Source organism: Kineococcus sp. AC630, from assembly GCF_979255925.1.
Genome location: NZ_CEEDMJ010000017.1, coordinates 34238 through 50542 on the forward strand (window position 1 = coordinate 34238; position 16305 = coordinate 50542).

Consider the following 16305-nt stretch of genomic DNA (forward strand, 5'->3'; position numbering starts at 1 on the left):
CAGCCGAAACAAAGCGGGAGTACGGTCCCCGATTGTATACGTTCTTGACCTGCTCGTCGGCGTCCCGAAGGTGTTCACATGAAGGTCCGCGTCCCGTGCTCGCTCGCCGCGCTGCTCCTCCTCACCGGCTGCGTGGCCGTCCAGCCCGTGCAGCCCGCCCCTGACCGCGAGGACGTCACCGGCGTCGCGATCGGTTCCCGCCCCGTCGCCGACGGCGGCGACCTGGTGATGGCGCTGTCGGCCGAACCCGACAAGCTCGACCCGACCACGTCCTCCTCGCTCTACACGCGCTACGTCATGAACGCCGTGTGCGAGAAGCTCTACGACATCGACGCCGACGGGAACCTCGTCCCGCAGCTCGCCGCGGCCCTGCCGACGATCTCGCCCGACGGCCTCACCGTCACGATCCCCGTCCGCACCGGCCCGGTGTTCGCGGACGGAACCCCTTTCGACGCCGCCGCCGTCGTCACGACCCTCCAGCGGAACCTGACCCTCGAGGGGTCCTCGCGCAAGAGCGAACTCGGACCCGTCGCCGACGTCACCGCCCCCGACCCCGCGACGGTCGTCGTCACCTACAAGACGCCGTTCTCCCCGCTCACCGCGGCGCTCGCCGACCGGGCCGGGATGATCATGTCGCCCACGGCACTGGCCGCCGAAGGGACGAACTTCGGGGCGCACCCCGTGTGCGTGGGACCGTTCAAGTTCGTCGAACGCGTCCCGCAGACCTCCATCACCGTCGAACGCGACCCGCTGTACTACGCCGCCGACGAGGTCCACCTGGACACCATCACCTACCGCATCATGACCGACGCCAACATCCGCGCCGCGAACCTCCGCTCCGGTGACGTCCAGGTCGCCGACAGCCTCTCCCCGCAGGACGTCGACGCGCTGGCCCAGGAGAAGGACGTCGGGTTGCTGCAGACCGGGTCCTTCGGCTACCAGGCGGTGACGTTCAACCTCGGCAACACCGAGGGGACCGGGAAACCGCCCGGCCGCATCGACACGCCGCTGGCCACCGACCCGCGGATCCGGGAGGCGTTCTCGCTGTCGGTGGACCGGACCGCGCTGGTGAACTCGGTGTTCAACAACTGGTACGAACCCGCCTGCTCGTTCGTCCCACCGGACAGCACGTACTCCACCGAGGCGAGCGAGGCCTGCCCCACCTACGACCCCGCCCGGGCCAAGCAGCTCCTCACCGAGGCCGGCGTCGAGCTGCCCTACCGGTTCACGATGGCGACCTCGAACACCGCGGACTCGTTGCGCCTGGCCCAGGCCCTGCAGGCCAGCGTCGTCGCCGGTGGTTTCGACCTCACCATCCAGCCGGTGGAGTACTCGACCCTGCTGGACCAGCAGACCAGCGGTGACTTCGAGGCCGTGCAGCTCGGCTGGTCGGGCCGCGTCGACCCCAACGGCAACAGCGCGAGCTTCCTGAGCACCGGGGCCGGGAACAACTACTCGGGGTACTCCTCGCCCGAGGCCGACGACCTCGTCAAGGCCGCGGCCCGGGCCACCGACCCGGCGCAACGCGCCGAGCTCTACGGGAAGCTGGTGACCGTCGTGCAGCGCGACAACCCGATCGTCTACCTGTACCGGCAGCGCAGCATCACCGGGTACACCACCCAGGATCCCGGCGTGGCCGGGATCGAGACCTACGCCGACGGAGTGGTCCGGTTGTCCCGGGCCGCGTTCCTGGCCGGAGGGGAGTGACCGTGGCGAGATTCCTGCTCACCCGTTTGTGGCAGAGCGTCGTCACCCTCGTGCTCGCCTCGATGGTGGTCTTCGCCGGGGTCCGGGCCCTGCCCGGTGACCCGGCGCTCGCGGCCGCCGGCGAGGAGGCGACCCCCGAGGCCGTCGCGGCGATCCGGGTCCAGCTCGGCCTCGACCAGCCGATCTGGGTCCAGTACTGGCGGTTCGTGCGCAACCTCCTCTCCGGTGACCTCGGCACCTCGGTGCGCACCGGCACCCCGGTCACCGAGCTCATCGGCGCCACGTTGCCGGTGACGGCCTGGCTGGCCCTCTACGCGATGGCGTTCGCCGTGGTCATCGGCCTGGTCGCCGGGACGCTCGCGGCGGTCCGGCGCGGAACTCCGCTGGAGTTCGGGTTGAACACGCTGTCGATCCTGGGGTTGTCCGTCCCCAGCTTCTGGCTCGGGCTGCTCGCGATCCTCTACCTCGCCGTCGGCCTCGGCTGGTTCCCCGCCTCCGGCTACGTCTCCCCGGTGGAGGACCCGTTGCGGGCGCTGCACCACCTCACCCTGCCCGCGGTGATCCTGGGGACCGGGATCGCGGCCGTCGTCATGCGCCAGACCCGCGCGTCGATGCTCGCCAACCTCGGCGCCGACTACGTCCGGACGGCCCGCGCGAAGGGCGCCTCCCGCGCCCGCGTCGTCGTCCGGTTCGCGCTGCGGAACTCCCTCGTCGTCGTCGTGACCCTCGTCGGGCTGCAGCTCGGCGGGTTGATCTCCGGCGCCGTCGTCACCGAACGCATCTTCGGCCTGCCCGGTTTCGGCAAGCTCACCCTCGACTCGGTGTTCAGCCGTGACTACCCCGTCATCGAAGGAGTCGTCCTCGTCGTGACCCTCGCCTACATCGTCATCAACCTGGCCGTGGACGTCCTCTACAGCGTCCTCGACCCCCGCATCCGGGTGGCGGGGGCGACCTCGTGAGTGCGGCGACGGAGACGACCGTGGACCGGTTGTCGGTGGACCTCGGGTCCAGCCGCGGGCGGGTCCTGAAGAACCTGCTGCACGACCGGCTGGGTCTGACCGGCGGGATCCTGCTGCTGCTCGTCGTCGTGGCCGCGGTGTTCGCGCCGCTCATCGCGCCGCACCCGCCGACGCAGGTCCACTTCGAGACGCCGTTCCAGCAACCCCGGACGGTGGGTTTCCCACTCGGCACCGACGACCTGGGCCGCGACATCCTGTCCCGCGTGCTGTTCGGGACCCGGGCCTCGCTCGAGGTCGGGGTCCTCGCCGTCGCGCTGTCCATCGTCGTCGGCGCACCGCTGGGGCTGGTCGCGGGGTACTGGCGCCGTCTCGACGCGGTCGTCTCCCGCCTCACCGACCTGACGCTGGCGTTCCCGTTCCTCGTCCTGGCCGTCGGGCTGGCGGCGATCCGCGGGGCGAGCCTGTCGAACGCGGCGATCGCGCTGGGCATCGCGCACGTCCCGCAGATGATCCGGGTGGTGCGCGCGGAGACCCTGCGGCTGAAGGGCTCGGAGTACGTCCTGGCCGCCCGGAGCATGGACGCCTCGGGGTTGCGGATCCTCGCCACCCACCTCCTGCCCAACGCCGTACCCTCGATCATCGTGCAGGCGACCGTCATCATGCCCGCCGTCGTCATCGGTGAGGCGCTGCTGTCGTTCCTCGGGCTGGGGATCCAGCCGCCCACCCCGAGCCTCGGGATCATGCTCTCCGACGCCCAGCAGTACATCTTCCGCGCGCCGTACGCGGCCCTCTTCCCCGGTCTGGCGATCGTCCTGGTCTGCCTGGCCTTCAACCTGTTCGGCGACGCGCTGCGCGACGCCCTCGAACCCGGAGGACACCGGTGAGCCCCTTCTCGCCCGACTTCACGCAACCGTCCGACGAGACCACCCGCCCCACGCTGCAGGGCACCTTCGGCATGACGGCGACGACGCACTGGATCGCGACGGCCGTCGGGCAGTCCGTCCTCGAACGCGGCGGGAACGCCTTCGACGCCGCCGTCGCCGCGGGTTTCACCCTGCACGTCGTGGAACCCCACCTCAACGGCCCGGGCGGCGACATGACGGCCGTCCTCGCCACCGCTGCGGACCCGACGCCCGTCGTGCTGAACGGGCAGGGGCCGGCGCCCGCGGCGGCGAGCATCGCGCACTACCGCGGGGAGGGTCTCGACCTCGTGCCCGGCGCCGGTGGGCTCGCGGCGGCGGTCCCGGGCGCGGTCGACGCGTGGATGGTCCTGCTGCGCGAGCACGGCACCTGGGAACTCGCCGACGTCCTCGCCCCGGCCATCGGCTACGCCCGCGACGGGCACCCCGTGCTGCGCCGGGTCGGGCGGACGATCGCCTCCGTCGAGCAGCTGTTCCGCGACCACTGGCCCACCTCGGCCGCGTTGTGGATGCCGGCGGGCCGGATCCCGGAACCGGGCGAGGTCGTCACCAACCCCGCCTGGGCCCGCACCCTGGAACGCCTCCTCGAGGCCGGGAAGGCCGAGACGACCCGCGAGGGCCGGATCGAGGCGTTCCGGCGGGAGTGGCGGGAGGGTTTCGTCGCCCGCGAGGCCGTCGAGTTCCTGCGCACCCCGCACCGCCACTCCTCCGGCACCGACCACGCCGGGGTCGTCGAGGTCTCCGACTTCGCCGGGTTCTCGGCCGGTCTCGAGGAGGCCGTCACGATCGAGTTCCGGGGGACGACGGTCGCCAAGACCGGGCCGTTCGGCCAGGGCCCCGTCCTGCTGCAGGCGCTGCGGATCCTCGACGGTTTCGACGACGCCGACCTCGACCCCTCGACGGAACGCGGCGCGCACACGGTCCTCGAGGCGCTGAAGCTGGCCCTCGCCGACCGGGACGCCTACTACGGCTCGCAGGCCGATCCGGCGGTGCTGGCTCAGCTGCTCTCGCCGGAGTACGCGGCGACGCGACGCGCGCTCATCACCGACCGCGCCTCGCACGAGTTCCGCCCCGGTGTCGTGGACGGTGCGGAACCGTTCCTGCCGCCGCTGGCCACCGAGGCCCCCGACGCGGTGGGAGTGGGGGAGCCCACCGTCGGCGAGCCCACGGTGGAGGCCGGCGGGACGACCCGCGGCGACACCTGCCACCTCGACGTCGTCGACCGCTGGGGGAACATCGTCTCCGCCACGCCGTCGGGCGGGTGGTTGCAGTCCTCCCCGACGATCCCGGAACTCGGCTTCTGCCTCGGGTCGCGGTTGCAGATGACGTGGCTGGAGGAGGGTTCCCCCTCCGCCCTCACCCCGGGGGAACGGCCGCGCACCACGCTGACCCCGACGCTGCTGCTGCGCGACGGGGTTCCCGTCGCGGCGCTGGGAACCCCCGGCGGCGACCAGCAGGACCAGTGGCAGTTGCTCTACCTGCTGCGGACCCTCGTCGGTGGGTACTCGCCGCAGCAGGCCATCGACGCCCCCGCGCTGCACACGACGTCGATGCCGGGGTCGTTCTGGCCCCGGACGTGGACCCCGGGGGGTGCCGTCGTCGAGGACCGGATCGGGGCGGACGTCGTCGCCGGTCTGCGGGCGCGCGGGCACGAGGTGACCGTCGCGGGCGGGTGGACGCTCGGGCGGTTGTCCACGGTCGAACGGGACCCGGCGACCGGAGTGCTGCAGGCCGCCGCGAACTCCCGCGGCGCCCAGGGTTACGCGGCGGGGCGGTGAGCGGGGTGGACGAGCTGCTGAGGATCGAAGGACTCGACGTCGCCTACGGCACGAACACCGTCGTCCACGGGGTGGACCTCACCGTCGGCCGGGGCCAGCGGGTCGCGGTGGTGGGGGCTTCGGGGTCGGGCAAGTCGACCACGGCCGCCGCGGCGATCGGGTTGCTGCCGGGTCGGGGCCGCATCACCGCCGGGCGGGTCCTCTTCGACGGTGAGGACGTCACCGCGGCCGTGCAGGGCCGGGACGAACGTCGCGCCGCGCGGCTGCGCGGACGCCAGATCGGTCTCGTCCCGCAGGACCCGATGTCGAACCTGAACCCCTCCGCGCGGGTGGGGCGACAGGTCGCGGAGACCCTGGTCATCCACGGGATGGCCCGCGGGGCGGCGGCGCGGACGCGAGCGGTGGAACTGCTGGAGGAGGCCGGGATCCCCGACGCCGGCCGTCGGGCGAAGCAGTACCCGCACGAGTTCTCCGGCGGGATGCGCCAGCGCGTCCTCATCGCGATGGCCCTGGCCGCGGAACCGGAACTCCTCATCGCCGACGAACCCACCTCCGCGCTCGACGTCACCGTCCAGCGCCAGATCCTCGACCACCTCGAACGCCTCACCGCGGCCCGGGGTGCCTCGCTGCTGCTCATCACCCACGACCTGGCCCTCGCCGCGGACCGCTGCGACGAGGTCGTGGTGATGTCGGCGGGCCGGATCGTGGAGACCGTTGCGGCGCAGGGTGTCCTGCGCTCCCCGGCGCACGAGTACACCCAGCGGTTGGTCGCCGCGGTGCCGGGACGCACCGAACCCCGCACCGCGCCGGAGGGGGCGGCGGAGGTGCTGCGGGTGGAGAACCTCGTCAAGGAATACCGGGTCCGCGGCCGGCGCGAACGGTTGCGGGCGGTGTCCGACGTGTCGTTCTCGGTGCGGGCCGGGACCACGACGGCCGTCGTGGGGGAGTCCGGCTCGGGGAAGTCGACGACGGCGCGGATGGTCCTGGGGTTGGAGGAACCGACGTCGGGCACGGTGACGCTCGACGGTGGGCGCCGCGACATGCAACCCGTGTTCCAGGACCCCTACGGTTCGCTGGACCCGACGATGACCGTCGAACGGCTGATCGACGAACCGCTGCGGGTGTTCTCGGTCGGTGACGCCCGGGCCCGTCGGGAACGCGTCGGGGAACTGCTCGACCAGGTCGCCCTCGGCCGCGACCTCGCCCAGCGACGCCCGGCGGAACTCTCCGGCGGGCAGCGGCAGCGGGTTGCGATCGCCCGGGCGCTCGCGCTGAACCCGAAGCTGGTGGTGTGCGACGAGGCCGTCTCGGCGCTCGACGTCCTGGTGCAGAAGCAGGTGCTGGAACTCCTGGGCCGGTTGCAGGCCGACCTCGGGGTGAGCTACCTGTTCATCACCCACGACCTCGCCGTCGCGCGCAGCATCGCGCACGACGTGCTGGTCATGCGGCGCGGGGAGGTCGTCGAAGCGGGCAGGATCGAGGACGTGTTCGACCACCCCCAGCACGAGTACACCCGCGAACTCCTGACGGCGATCCCCGGGGCCACCCCCCTGCGCGCGGCCTGAGGTGGGCGCCACGGCGGAACGGGTCACCGAGGCCCTGCGCCAGGACGTCCTCAGCGGCGCGCTGCCCCCGGGATCCCGCCTCACCGAGACCCTCCTGGCGCAGCGGTACGGGACCTCCCGCGTCCCGGTGCGGGAAGCCGTGCGGGCCCTGGCCGCCGACGGTTTCCTCGACCTGCGCCCCAACGCGGGCGCGACGGTCGCCGCCGTGCCCGTCGACGACCTCGCGGACCTCTACGCCGTCCGCAGGGTCGCCGAGGGGATCACCGCGGCCCGCTGCGCGCGGCGGGTCGCGGCGGGGGACGCGGACGGTCTCGTCGCCGGGCTCGGGGAGATCGTCGAGGCGGGTTTCGCGGCGCTGGCCGAGGAACGGGCGGCCGAGGGGGCCCGGCTGAACGCCGAGTTCCACGCGAGCATCGCGCGGGCCTCGGGAGCGGCGAGCATGACGATGGTGCTGCGCCGGGTGACCGAGCGGATCCAGTGGGCCTACGCGACGACCGTCCCGCAGCAGGGGAAGCGGGCCTGGACCGAGCACCGCCAGATCGTCGCCGCCATCGCGGCCGGTGACGAGGCCCAGGCGAGCCGCTGCATGGAGACCCACGTCGAGAGGTCGCGGGCGGGGTTCCACGGCCGCTGACGTCCAGAGCGCGGAGGCGACGTCCTCCCGGGTGCTCCGGGCTGACACCGGAACCGCTGCGGTGCGGGCGTTCCTGGGGCAAGCTCGGGAGGTGCGAGGTGCTCCGGTCGTCGTCGCGGTGCTGGTGGTGGTGGCTGCCTGTGGTGGTGCCGACCGGGACGACCCGCCCCCGCCGGACACCGGGGGATGGACGGAGTTGGCGGCTCCGCCCCTCGAGACGCCCGTGCTGCGCACCGGGCAGGCTGCGGTGTGGACCGGCGACCAGGCCCTGGTGTGGGGCGGTTCGTCGCCGCGGGCCGACGGCTGCGCGGTCGCGGTGACGGACGACGGGGCGGCCTGGACACCGGGCTCGCCGGGTTCCTGGACGGCGATGGCCGCGGCGCCCGTGGCCGCCCGCAGCGGTGCCGACCTGCTGTGGACGGGGACCGAGGCGGTCCTCGTCGGTGGCGTCGATCCCTGGGCCGTGTGCGAGTCCCGCCCGGCGGGTGCCCTCGACGTGGCGGCCTTCACCCCCGACGCGGGAGCGGGCAGTTGGGCACGCCTGCCGGACCTCCCGTGGATGCCGGGCACGGTCGTCGCGACGAGTGCGTGGGCCGACGGAGAGGTCCTGGTGTGGTCCCCCGCCGCGGGGGCCTGGGCGCTGCACCCGGGGGACGCCGCGTGGACCCCGTTGCCGGTCCCGCCGCTGCCGGCCTCGGTGGGCGTGCCCCCGGAAGGGCTCGCATCGGTCAACACGTCCGTGCACAGCCTGTGGACCGGGCGGGAGTGGATGCTCCTGGGTGCGGTCTTCGGCGCCGAAGGGGTGATCGACGTCGGACTCGCCTACGACCCCTCGCAGGGGTCCTGGCGGGACGTCGACCCCGGACCGGCCGCCGCGGGCAGCGGAGTCGTCTGGACGGGGGAACAGGTGCTGGCCTTCGGTCTCGACCGGGGGGTCGAGCGCTACGACGTGGTCGGGGACCGCTGGACGCGGGGTGCAGCGGACCCCCTTCAGACCGCGCCCCAGGAGGCGGTCTACGGCGCGCCGCTGCTGGCCTGGACCGGTCGCGAGCTGGTGGTGTGGGGCGGGCCGCGGTCGCGGGACTTCACCATGTGCATCGACGGGAGCGGACCCGACGACCCGGCGTTCGAGTACGGCGGCTCCTGCAACCCCGCGACCGGGCCGCTGGGCGCGGCCTACGACCCCGACGCCGACACCTGGCGGACCATCGGCGACGGTCCCTGGCAGCGTCGGAGCGACAGCGCTGTCGTCTGGACCGGGACCAGCGTGCTGCTGGCGGGAGGCCGGGACCTGGAGGAGAGTCGGCACGGTCGTCCGCCGCCGTTCGTCGACCGCCCGGAGAGCGCCGTGGCCACCTTCACCCCGGGCCGGTGAGTTCCCGTTCCTCGACCCGTTCCAGGAGATCGAGCCCTCCCGTGCTCGGGAAGGGCGGGTCAGGCCTGTTCCGCCGAGCACCACCACGTCGTGCGGCCTCCGACCGTCGCGCGCACCATCTCGGCGCCGCAGCGGGGGCAGTGGCCTCCGTTCGTGCGGTGCGGGATCACCTCGCCGGTGTGGACGCCGCCGTGCTCGATCGCGTGCCGGATCCCGGCGCGCAGTTCCCGGCGGAGTTCGTCGAGCTCTTCGGTGCGCAGCTCCCCGGCCGGCCTGCGCGGGGACGTCCGGCTGCGCCACAGCACCTCGTCGGCCAGCAGGTTCCCGATCCCCGCCAGCACCGACTGGTCCAGCAGCCGCGCCTTCAACGGAGCGGTTCCACGGCCGACGCGTTCGCGGAACTCGTCGCGACCGATCTCCCCGGCGTCCGGCCCCAGCGCGTCCAGGTCGGGATCGAGCCGGACCCGGCCCAGGCGGCGCTTGTCGAAGAGGCGCAACTGCCCGCCGTCCTCGAAGTCCAGGGTGAAGCGGTACCACTCCTCCTTGACCTGACCCGGTTGCGGCCGCGGTCCCGCGTAGTCACCGCCGACCGCCAGGTCTCCCTCGCCGCCGGGCGGGCTGATGAAGATGCGCCCGCTCATGCCGAGGTGGATCCCCAGCGCGGGACCGCCGCCTGAACCCGAGCCGGAGGTGTCGCACCACATCGACTTGCCGCGGCGGTGGGCCGCGGTCAGGGTCCGGCCCACCAGGGCCTTGCGCAGATCGCCCGGTGCGTGCGGGCGGCACTCGTAGGTGTCGCGGTCGTCGACGTCGGCGATCCGGCGGTCCAGACCGCTCTCCTCGATGACCTTGCGGGCGGACTCGACCTCGGGCAGTTCCGGCACGTCGCGACCCTAACCTCCGGTCCCGCCCCTACTGTGGCCCGGTGCGCTCAGGGGTTCTCGTGGTCGTGGCCCTGCTGCTCGTCGCCGGGTGCTCCGGTGACCCGGAAGCACCCGCGCCGCAACCCATCACCGTGAACGTCGCCGGCGACGTCCACTTCGCCGGCTCCAGCGCCGCGGCCCTCGAACCCGGCGGGCTGGAGGCGGTCGCGGGGGTGCTCGGCGACGCCGACGTCACCGTGGTCAACGTCGAGACCGCGATCACCGACCGCGGTGACGCGGCGGGCAAGAAGTACACGTTCCGGGCGCCGGCGTCCGGGCTCGGCGCGCTGAAGGCGGTCGGGGTCGACGTCGCGGCGATGGCCAACAACCACAGCCTCGACTACGGCCGGACCGGTCTGCAGGACACCCTCGCCGCGGGGAAGGCGCAGGGACTGCCCGTCATCGGGCTGGGGACGGACGTCGGTGCGGCGTTCGCGCCGTACCGCACGACCGTCCGCGACAACCGCCTCGCCGTGTTCGACGCCACCCAGGTCCTCGACACCTCGCTCGCGACGGCGTGGACCGCGACCGCGGAGAAACCCGGGCTGGCCTCCGTGCAGACGGACTCCGGACGGGCGCGGCTCGTCGCCGCGGTGAAGGCCGAACGCGGACGCAGCGACTCGATCGTCGTCGTCCTGCACTACGGCAGGGAACTCGCCGGGTGCCCCACCGACGACCAGCGCCGGATCGCCCGAGAACTCGTCGCCGCGGGCGCCGACGCCGTCGTCGGATCGCACGCGCACATCCAGCTCGGGCAGGGTTTCCTGACCGCCGGGGACCGGACGGGTTTCGTCGACTACGGCCTCGGGAACTTCGTGTTCTACGCCGAGCGCCCCGGGACGGTCGACTCCGGCGTCCTGAAGCTGACGCTGCCCGGAACGGGCGGGGTCTCCGCCGCGGCGTGGACTCCCGCCACCATCCGTTCCGGGGTCCCCGTCCCGCTGACGGGCGACGAGGCGGCCGAGGCGCTGCAGGAGAAGGACTCCCTGCGCGCCTGCGCCGACCTCGCCGCCACGTCGGGAGGTCAGGCCAGGAAGGGGTAGTCCGTGTAGCCCTCGGCGCCCGAGCCGTAGCTCGTGGTCGGGTCGAGCTCGTTCTCGGGGTGACCCCCCTGCCAGCGCTCCAGCAGGTCCGGGTTCGCCATCACGGCGCGGCCCACGGCGACGACGTCCGCGACACCGTCGGCGACGAGGCCCGTGGCCTCCTCGCGGGTGGTCACGGCGGCGAAACCGGTGTTCAGCATGAGCGGACCCTCGAAGCGCTTGCGCAGACCCTGGACGAGGTCGCCCGTCGGATCGGCGTGCAGGACGCTCAGGTAGGCCAGACCCAGCGGAGCCAGACCCTCGACCAGCGCGGCGTAGGTGGCCTCGACGTCGGCGGGGTCGGTCTCGAGCGCGTCCTGGATGTTGTGCGCGGGGGAGATGCGGATGCCCACGCGGCCGGCGCCGAGCTCGGCGGCCACGGCCGTCGCGACCTCGATCGAGAGGCGCGCACGGTTCTCCGGGGAACCGCCGTAGGAGTCGGTGCGGTGGTTCGACCCCGGCGCCAGGAACTGGTGCAGCAGGTAGCCGTTCGCGGAGTGGATCTCGACCCCGTCCAGCCCGGCGTCGACGGCGCGACGCGACGCGGTGACGAAGTCGGCGACGACGTCGGCGATCTCGGACGTCGTCAGCTCGTGCGGGACCGGGTAGGCGACCTTGCCGGTCGCGGTGTGGGTCTCCCCCTGGATCGCGATGGCGCTCGGCCCGACGATCCGCTCGGTGCCGGTGATGTCGGGGTGCGTGACGCGGCCACCGTGCATGACCTGCATCACGAGACGGCCGCCGCGGGCGTGCACCGCCTCGGCGACACCGCGCCAACCCTCCTGCTGCTCGTCGGTGACGATCCCGGGCTGGCCGGGGTAGGACCGCGACTCGCGGCTGGGGTAAGTGCCTTCGGTGACGATGAGGCCGGTGCTCGCGCGCTGGGCGTAGTGCTCGGCCACGAGGGGTCCGGGGACACCCTCGGCACCGGAGCGGGTCCGGGTCAGGGGGGCCATGACGAGGCGGTTGGGCAGCTGGAGGTCGCCCAGGGCGACGGGGGAGAAGAGGTCCACGTACCGGCTCAACAACCGGACCGGAGTCCGTCTTCCCGATGACCGTAGAGTTCACCCCCGTGTCCGGGATCCTCGTCGCGGTGGTCTGCCTGCTCGCCCTCGTCGTGGGTGCCTGGGCGGTCGTCGTCGTCGCCCGGGACCGCCCGGTCGGGCGCGCCCTGCTCGGCGGGCTCGCCGTCCTCGAACTCGGTGTCCTGGCCCTCGTGGTCGACGGGGTCGTCGACCTCGTCACCGGACCGCGTCCGGTCGAGCTCGCCACCACGATCGCCTACCTCGTCGTGTCGCCGTTCGTGCTGCCGGCGGGGACGTTCTGGGCGCTCGCGGACCGGTCACGACCCAGCACGCTCGTGCTCGTCGTCGCCTGCTTCGCCGTCGTCGTCATCGCCTACCGCGCCTACCTGCTGTTCGGAGTGACCCAGTGAGCAGTGACCCGGTGAGCGGGCGACCCGAGCCCCGCCGGACGACGGGGCTGGGACGCGTCCTGGTCGCCCTCTACGGCGTCTTCGCCATCGCCGCGGTTTCCCGCGCCGGCGTCCAGATCGCGACGCAGTTCCACGAGGCCCCGCTCGCCTACGTGCTGTCCGCCTTCGCCGGGGTCGTCTACGTCGTCGCGACGCTCGGGCTGGGCCGCACGGGCCACGGCTGGCGTCGCGCCGCCTGGGTGGCCTGCAGCGTCGAACTGCTCGGTGTCCTGACCGTGGGGACCCTCAGCCTCGCCGACGCGGCCGCCTTCCCCGACTCCACCGTCTGGTCCGGCTACGGCCGCGGCTACGGCTTCGTCCCGCTCGTGCTGCCGGTCCTCGGCCTGGTCTACCTGCGGCGGGAGTCCCGCCGCTCCTGACCGGTGTCCCGACCGAACCACCCGTGCGCGACGATGCCCAGGTCATGCGCACACCCGAGACCCCCACCGCCCCCACCGCCCCGGCCACCCGCCGCACCACCGTCGTCCTCCTCGTGGGGCTGCTGCTGGTCGCCTGCGCCATGCGCGCCCCCATCACCGGGGTCGGGTCCGTGCTCCCGATCGTCTCCGACGACCTCGCCCTCTCCGCGACGCTCGCCGGAGCGCTGACGTCGCTGCCGCTGCTGGCCTTCGCCGCGAGCTCGCTCGTCGTCCCGCGGGTCGCCGCCCGCCTCGGGACCCGGCTCACCCTGGTCCTCGCGCTGTTCCTGCTGGTCGCCGGGTCCCTGCTGCGCTGGGTCCCGGGCGTCGTGCCCCTCTTCGCCGGGACCGCCGTCCTCGGGGTCGCCATCGGCGTCGCCAACGTGCTCATGCCCGCGCTCATCCGCGCCGAGTTCCCCGGCCGGATCCCCCTGCTCACCAGCACCTACGTCGTCCTCATGCAGGTCGTCGCCAGCGTCTCCTCCGGCGTCGCCGTGCCGCTGTCGGAGCACCTCGCCGGCGGCTGGCGCAGCGCGCTGGTCGTGTGGGCGGCACCCGCCCTCGTCTGCGCCGTGCTGTGGCTGCCCCTGGTCCGCCGCGGTTCCGGCCCGGCGACCGGAGGACCGCGACCCCGCGCGCCCTGGGGTTCGGGACTGGCCTGGGCGGTCACCGCGTTCATGGCCGCCCAGTCGGTGATCTTCTACGTGATGCTGGCGTGGCTGGCGACGATGGTCCACGACCGCTCCAGGACCGACCGCGCCGCCGCCGGTGTGCTGCTGTCGGTGATGCAGGTCGCCGGAGTGGTCGGCAGCCTGCTCGTCCCCGTCGTCGCGGGTCGCACCGTCGTGCGCACCCGGCGCGCGGCGATGGGGGCCACGACGTTCACGATCACCGGCCTGCTGCTCCTCCTGCTCGTCCCCGACGCGGCCGTCGTCGCCGTCGTCGTCGCCGGGCTCGGGATGGGTGGGGCCGTCGTGCTGGCGCTCGCGAGCGTCTCGGCGCGGGCGGCGGACGGGGCCACGGCGGTCGCGTTGTCCGGGATGGCGCAGGGCGTCGGCTACCTCGCGGCCGCGGTCGGGCCGGTGCTCATCGGGGCGCTGCACGTGGCGAGCGGTTCGTGGACGGTGCCTCTGGTGGTGCTCGTGCTGGTGGCGGCCGGGCAGCTGGTGGCGGCGCGGGCGGCCGGGAAGGACGCGTTCGTGCGCGTCTGACAGCAGGGGGGCTTCAGGACCCGGAGAGCTCGAACCAGACGGTCTTGCCGAGCGGGCCGACGGCGAGGTCGGTTCCCCAGCGGCTGGACAGCAGCTCGACCATGGCCATCCCGCGTCCGCTCTCGGCGTCGGCGCGCTGCGAGCCGATCAGCGGCATCCCACCGCCGTTGTCGGAGACCTCCACGCGCAGCGAGGCGCCGTTGACGCGGTTGAGGGCCACCAGCACCATGCCGTCACCGTGGATGACGGCGTTGGTCACGACCTCGCTGGCCAGCAGCAGCGCGGCCTCGACGGTGTCCTCCTGGATCTCGTCGGCCGCGACCCAGGGCGCGCACCACTCCGTGATGAGCCACCTCGCGATGCCGACCGACCGGGGGTTGGGTGGGAGGACCACGCGGAACAACGGTCCTCGACCTCCCCAGCCCCGAACGACACCCCGCCGAGGTCCCTCCACGGCGCTCCAGCCCCACGCATGTGAGCAGAGTCATCGATGCGTGACACACAGTCAATCACTCGGGTCGCCGCTTGTCCGAACGCAGGCGGAACTCGTGTCTCGGCCCACCGCCGTCACAGGGGCCCCACGGGCTCAGACCGGCAGGTCGACGCCTGCCACCTCGAGGACGGTCAGGACCGCCAGGACGGAGCAGACGACCCCGCCGATCCGGCTCACGGTGGCGACGCTGAGCCTCTTCACCACCGTCGCGCCGATCGCCGCGGCCAGCCCGGACACCACGAGCAGTGCGGCCCAGGAACCGAGGAACACCGAGACCGGGTCGTCGTAGCGTGCGGCCAGGCCGGCGGTGAAGAGCTGCGACAGGTCGCCCCACTCGGCCAGGAAGACGACCCCGAAGCAGGCCAGGACGGCGCGCACCCCCGACTTCCCGCCCGTGACCTTCTGCTCGTACTCCTGCAGCGCGTCCGCCTCGGCCTGCTGCGCCTTCGCCGCACCGCGGAAGAGGGTGAAGGCGCCGACGGCGAACAGCAGCGCCGCCACCGCCGCGACCGGCCGTTCGGGCAGCTGGGCGAGCAGGCGTCCGGCGACGACGGCGATGAGGCACTGCACGGCGAAGGCGAGGCCGACCCCGATCCAGGCCGTCAGCGGCTTGAACCGAGTGGCGAGCACGAGGGTCGCCACGAAGGTCTTGTCGGGCAGCTCCAGCAGCAGGATCGGCAGGAAGCTGGCGGCGAAGACGGCGGGATCCACGGGTTTCCTCTCAGGGGGCAGCGGCCATGAGAGCACGTCCGCCGCGAGCCACGACAACGCCAGAACCACAGTTCTGCGGGCCGTCGAGCACGGTTGCGGTGCGACGAAACCTGGCCGCGCGGTGGCCGGTGCACCACACTGGGCGGGTGCCGGAGCTCCCCGAGGTCGAAGGGCTCGCCGCCTTCCTGCGCGAGCGGATGACGGACCGCGTCGTCGCCCGCGTCGAGGTCGGCGCTCTCAACGTGCTCAAGACCTACGACCCGCCGCCGACGGCGCTCGGTGGACTGCTGGTCAGCGGCGTCGAGCGGCACGGCAAGTGGCTGGACATCGACGTCGACGGGATCCACCTCGCGATCCACCTGTCCCGCGCGGGGTGGGTGCGCTGGTCCGACGCCCTGCCGAAGGCGCCGCTGAAGCCCAGCGGCAAGAACCCCGTCGCCTTGCGGGTCCGGCTCGCCCCCGAGGGCGACGAGGACCCCGAACGCCCGCCGGGGTTCGACCTGACCGAGGCCGGCACCCAGAAGCGGCTGGCCGTGCACGTCGTGAAAGACGTCCAGCAGGTTCCGGGGATCGCCTCGCTGGGGCCCGACCCCCTCGACGACTCCTTCGACCTGACCACGTTCGAGTCGCTGCTGAACGGTTCGCGGCAGCAGATCAAGGGGTTGCTCCGCGAGCAGTCGGTGCTCGCGGGAGTCGGGAACGCTTACTCCGACGAGGTGCTGCACGTCGCGAAGCTCTCCCCGTACGCGATCGCCGGGAAACTCTCCGAGGCGGAGGTGGAACGGCTCTACACCGCGTTGCGGACGACGTTGCGGGGCGCCGTGGCCGAGGCCGGCGGCAAACCCGCCCAGGAGCTCAAGGACGCCAAACGGGCCGGCATGCGCGTCCACGGACGGACGGGGCTGCCCTGCCCGGTCTGCGGGGACACCGTGCGCGAGGTCTCCTTCGCCGACCGCTCGATGCAGTACTGCGCCACCTGCCAGACCGGCGGCAAACCCCTCGCCGACCGCAGGATGTCCCGCCTGCTGAAGTGAGTTCCCCCGGAGCCCGCCCA

At 73.2% G+C, this 16305-nt stretch carries 16 protein-coding genes; 12 read left to right on the forward strand and 4 right to left on the reverse strand.

The genetic code is table 11. The features are described 5' to 3' along the window. Nucleotides 1-78: 78 nt before the first annotated feature. From AC0I8G_RS17890 to AC0I8G_RS17920, 7 genes are all read left to right on the forward strand, one after another. Nucleotides 79-1707 carry an ABC transporter substrate-binding protein gene (locus AC0I8G_RS17890; RefSeq protein WP_471731145.1) on the forward strand — a complete coding sequence of 543 codons (1629 nt, stop codon included), beginning with the start codon at nucleotides 79-81 and terminating at the stop codon, nucleotides 1705-1707. A gap of 2 nt (nucleotides 1708-1709) precedes the next feature. Then, nucleotides 1710-2666, forward strand: coding sequence for an ABC transporter permease (locus AC0I8G_RS17895; protein WP_471731146.1), 957 nt, complete (start codon nucleotides 1710-1712; stop codon nucleotides 2664-2666). Then, the gene (locus AC0I8G_RS17900) at nucleotides 2663-3550 is read left to right on the forward strand and encodes an ABC transporter permease (RefSeq protein ID WP_471731147.1); all 888 of its coding nucleotides are present in this window, start codon (nucleotides 2663-2665) and stop codon (nucleotides 3548-3550) included. Before AC0I8G_RS17895 ends, AC0I8G_RS17900 begins: the two co-directional genes overlap by 4 nt. 71 nt (nucleotides 3551-3621) lie before the next feature. Further along, the gene (locus AC0I8G_RS17905; RefSeq protein WP_471731233.1) at nucleotides 3622-5364 is read left to right on the forward strand and encodes a gamma-glutamyltransferase family protein; all 1743 of its coding nucleotides are present in this window, start codon (nucleotides 3622-3624) and stop codon (nucleotides 5362-5364) included. 5 nt (nucleotides 5365-5369) lie between these two features. Continuing rightward, nucleotides 5370-6929, forward strand: a complete 1560-nt coding sequence (locus tag AC0I8G_RS17910) for a dipeptide ABC transporter ATP-binding protein (RefSeq protein WP_471731148.1) — start codon at nucleotides 5370-5372, stop codon at nucleotides 6927-6929. Nucleotide 6930: 1 nt separating this feature from the next. After that, entirely contained in the window at nucleotides 6931-7563 is a 633-nt protein-coding gene (locus tag AC0I8G_RS17915; RefSeq protein WP_471731149.1) for a GntR family transcriptional regulator, read from the forward strand. Nucleotides 7564-7654: 91 nt separating this feature from the next. Next, nucleotides 7655-8938: a Kelch repeat-containing protein gene (locus tag AC0I8G_RS17920; RefSeq protein WP_471731150.1), complete on the forward strand. Its 1284-nt coding sequence runs from the start codon at nucleotides 7655-7657 to the stop codon at nucleotides 8936-8938. Nucleotides 8939-8997: 59 nt separating this feature from the next. On the opposite strand, the gene AC0I8G_RS17925 is transcribed toward AC0I8G_RS17920, so the two are convergent. After that, complete coding sequence (locus AC0I8G_RS17925; protein ID WP_471731151.1) at nucleotides 8998-9822, reverse strand: Fpg/Nei family DNA glycosylase; 825 nt, start codon at nucleotides 9820-9822, stop codon at nucleotides 8998-9000. Nucleotides 9823-9863: 41 nt separating this feature from the next. Here AC0I8G_RS17925 and AC0I8G_RS17930 point away from each other — a divergent pair, with 41 nt between their 5' ends. Then, complete coding sequence (locus tag AC0I8G_RS17930; protein WP_471731152.1) at nucleotides 9864-10904, forward strand: CapA family protein; 1041 nt, start codon at nucleotides 9864-9866, stop codon at nucleotides 10902-10904. Here the strand turns inward: AC0I8G_RS17930 and AC0I8G_RS17935 are convergent. Then, complete coding sequence (locus AC0I8G_RS17935; protein ID WP_471731234.1) at nucleotides 10886-11956, reverse strand: alkene reductase; 1071 nt, start codon at nucleotides 11954-11956, stop codon at nucleotides 10886-10888. The two genes, AC0I8G_RS17930 and AC0I8G_RS17935, sit on opposite strands and share 19 nt — an antisense overlap. Before the next feature lie 38 nt (nucleotides 11957-11994). Here AC0I8G_RS17935 and AC0I8G_RS17940 point away from each other — a divergent pair, with 38 nt between their 5' ends. The 3 genes from AC0I8G_RS17940 to AC0I8G_RS17950 are packed head-to-tail and all read left to right on the forward strand — an operon-like array spanning nucleotide 11995 to nucleotide 14047. Beyond that, nucleotides 11995-12378, forward strand: coding sequence for a hypothetical protein (locus tag AC0I8G_RS17940; RefSeq protein ID WP_471731153.1), 384 nt, complete (start codon nucleotides 11995-11997; stop codon nucleotides 12376-12378). An 11-nt stretch (nucleotides 12379-12389) separates the two neighbouring features. Further along, nucleotides 12390-12797, forward strand: coding sequence for a hypothetical protein (locus AC0I8G_RS17945; protein ID WP_328293990.1), 408 nt, complete (start codon nucleotides 12390-12392; stop codon nucleotides 12795-12797). Between the two features lie 44 nt (nucleotides 12798-12841). Continuing rightward, nucleotides 12842-14047: an MFS transporter gene (locus AC0I8G_RS17950; protein WP_471731154.1), complete on the forward strand. Its 1206-nt coding sequence runs from the start codon at nucleotides 12842-12844 to the stop codon at nucleotides 14045-14047. A 13-nt stretch (nucleotides 14048-14060) separates the two neighbouring features. On the opposite strand, the gene AC0I8G_RS17955 is transcribed toward AC0I8G_RS17950, so the two are convergent. Next, nucleotides 14061-14441, reverse strand: a complete 381-nt coding sequence (locus tag AC0I8G_RS17955; RefSeq protein ID WP_471731155.1) for an ATP-binding protein — start codon at nucleotides 14439-14441, stop codon at nucleotides 14061-14063. A gap of 192 nt (nucleotides 14442-14633) precedes the next feature. Next, complete coding sequence (locus tag AC0I8G_RS17960; RefSeq protein ID WP_471731156.1) at nucleotides 14634-15251, reverse strand: TMEM165/GDT1 family protein; 618 nt, start codon at nucleotides 15249-15251, stop codon at nucleotides 14634-14636. 146 nt (nucleotides 15252-15397) lie between these two features. On the opposite strand from AC0I8G_RS17960, the gene AC0I8G_RS17965 reads away from it, so the two are divergent. Further along, entirely contained in the window at nucleotides 15398-16285 is an 888-nt protein-coding gene (locus AC0I8G_RS17965) for an Fpg/Nei family DNA glycosylase (RefSeq protein ID WP_471731157.1), read from the forward strand. Nucleotides 16286-16305: the final 20 nt, after the last annotated feature.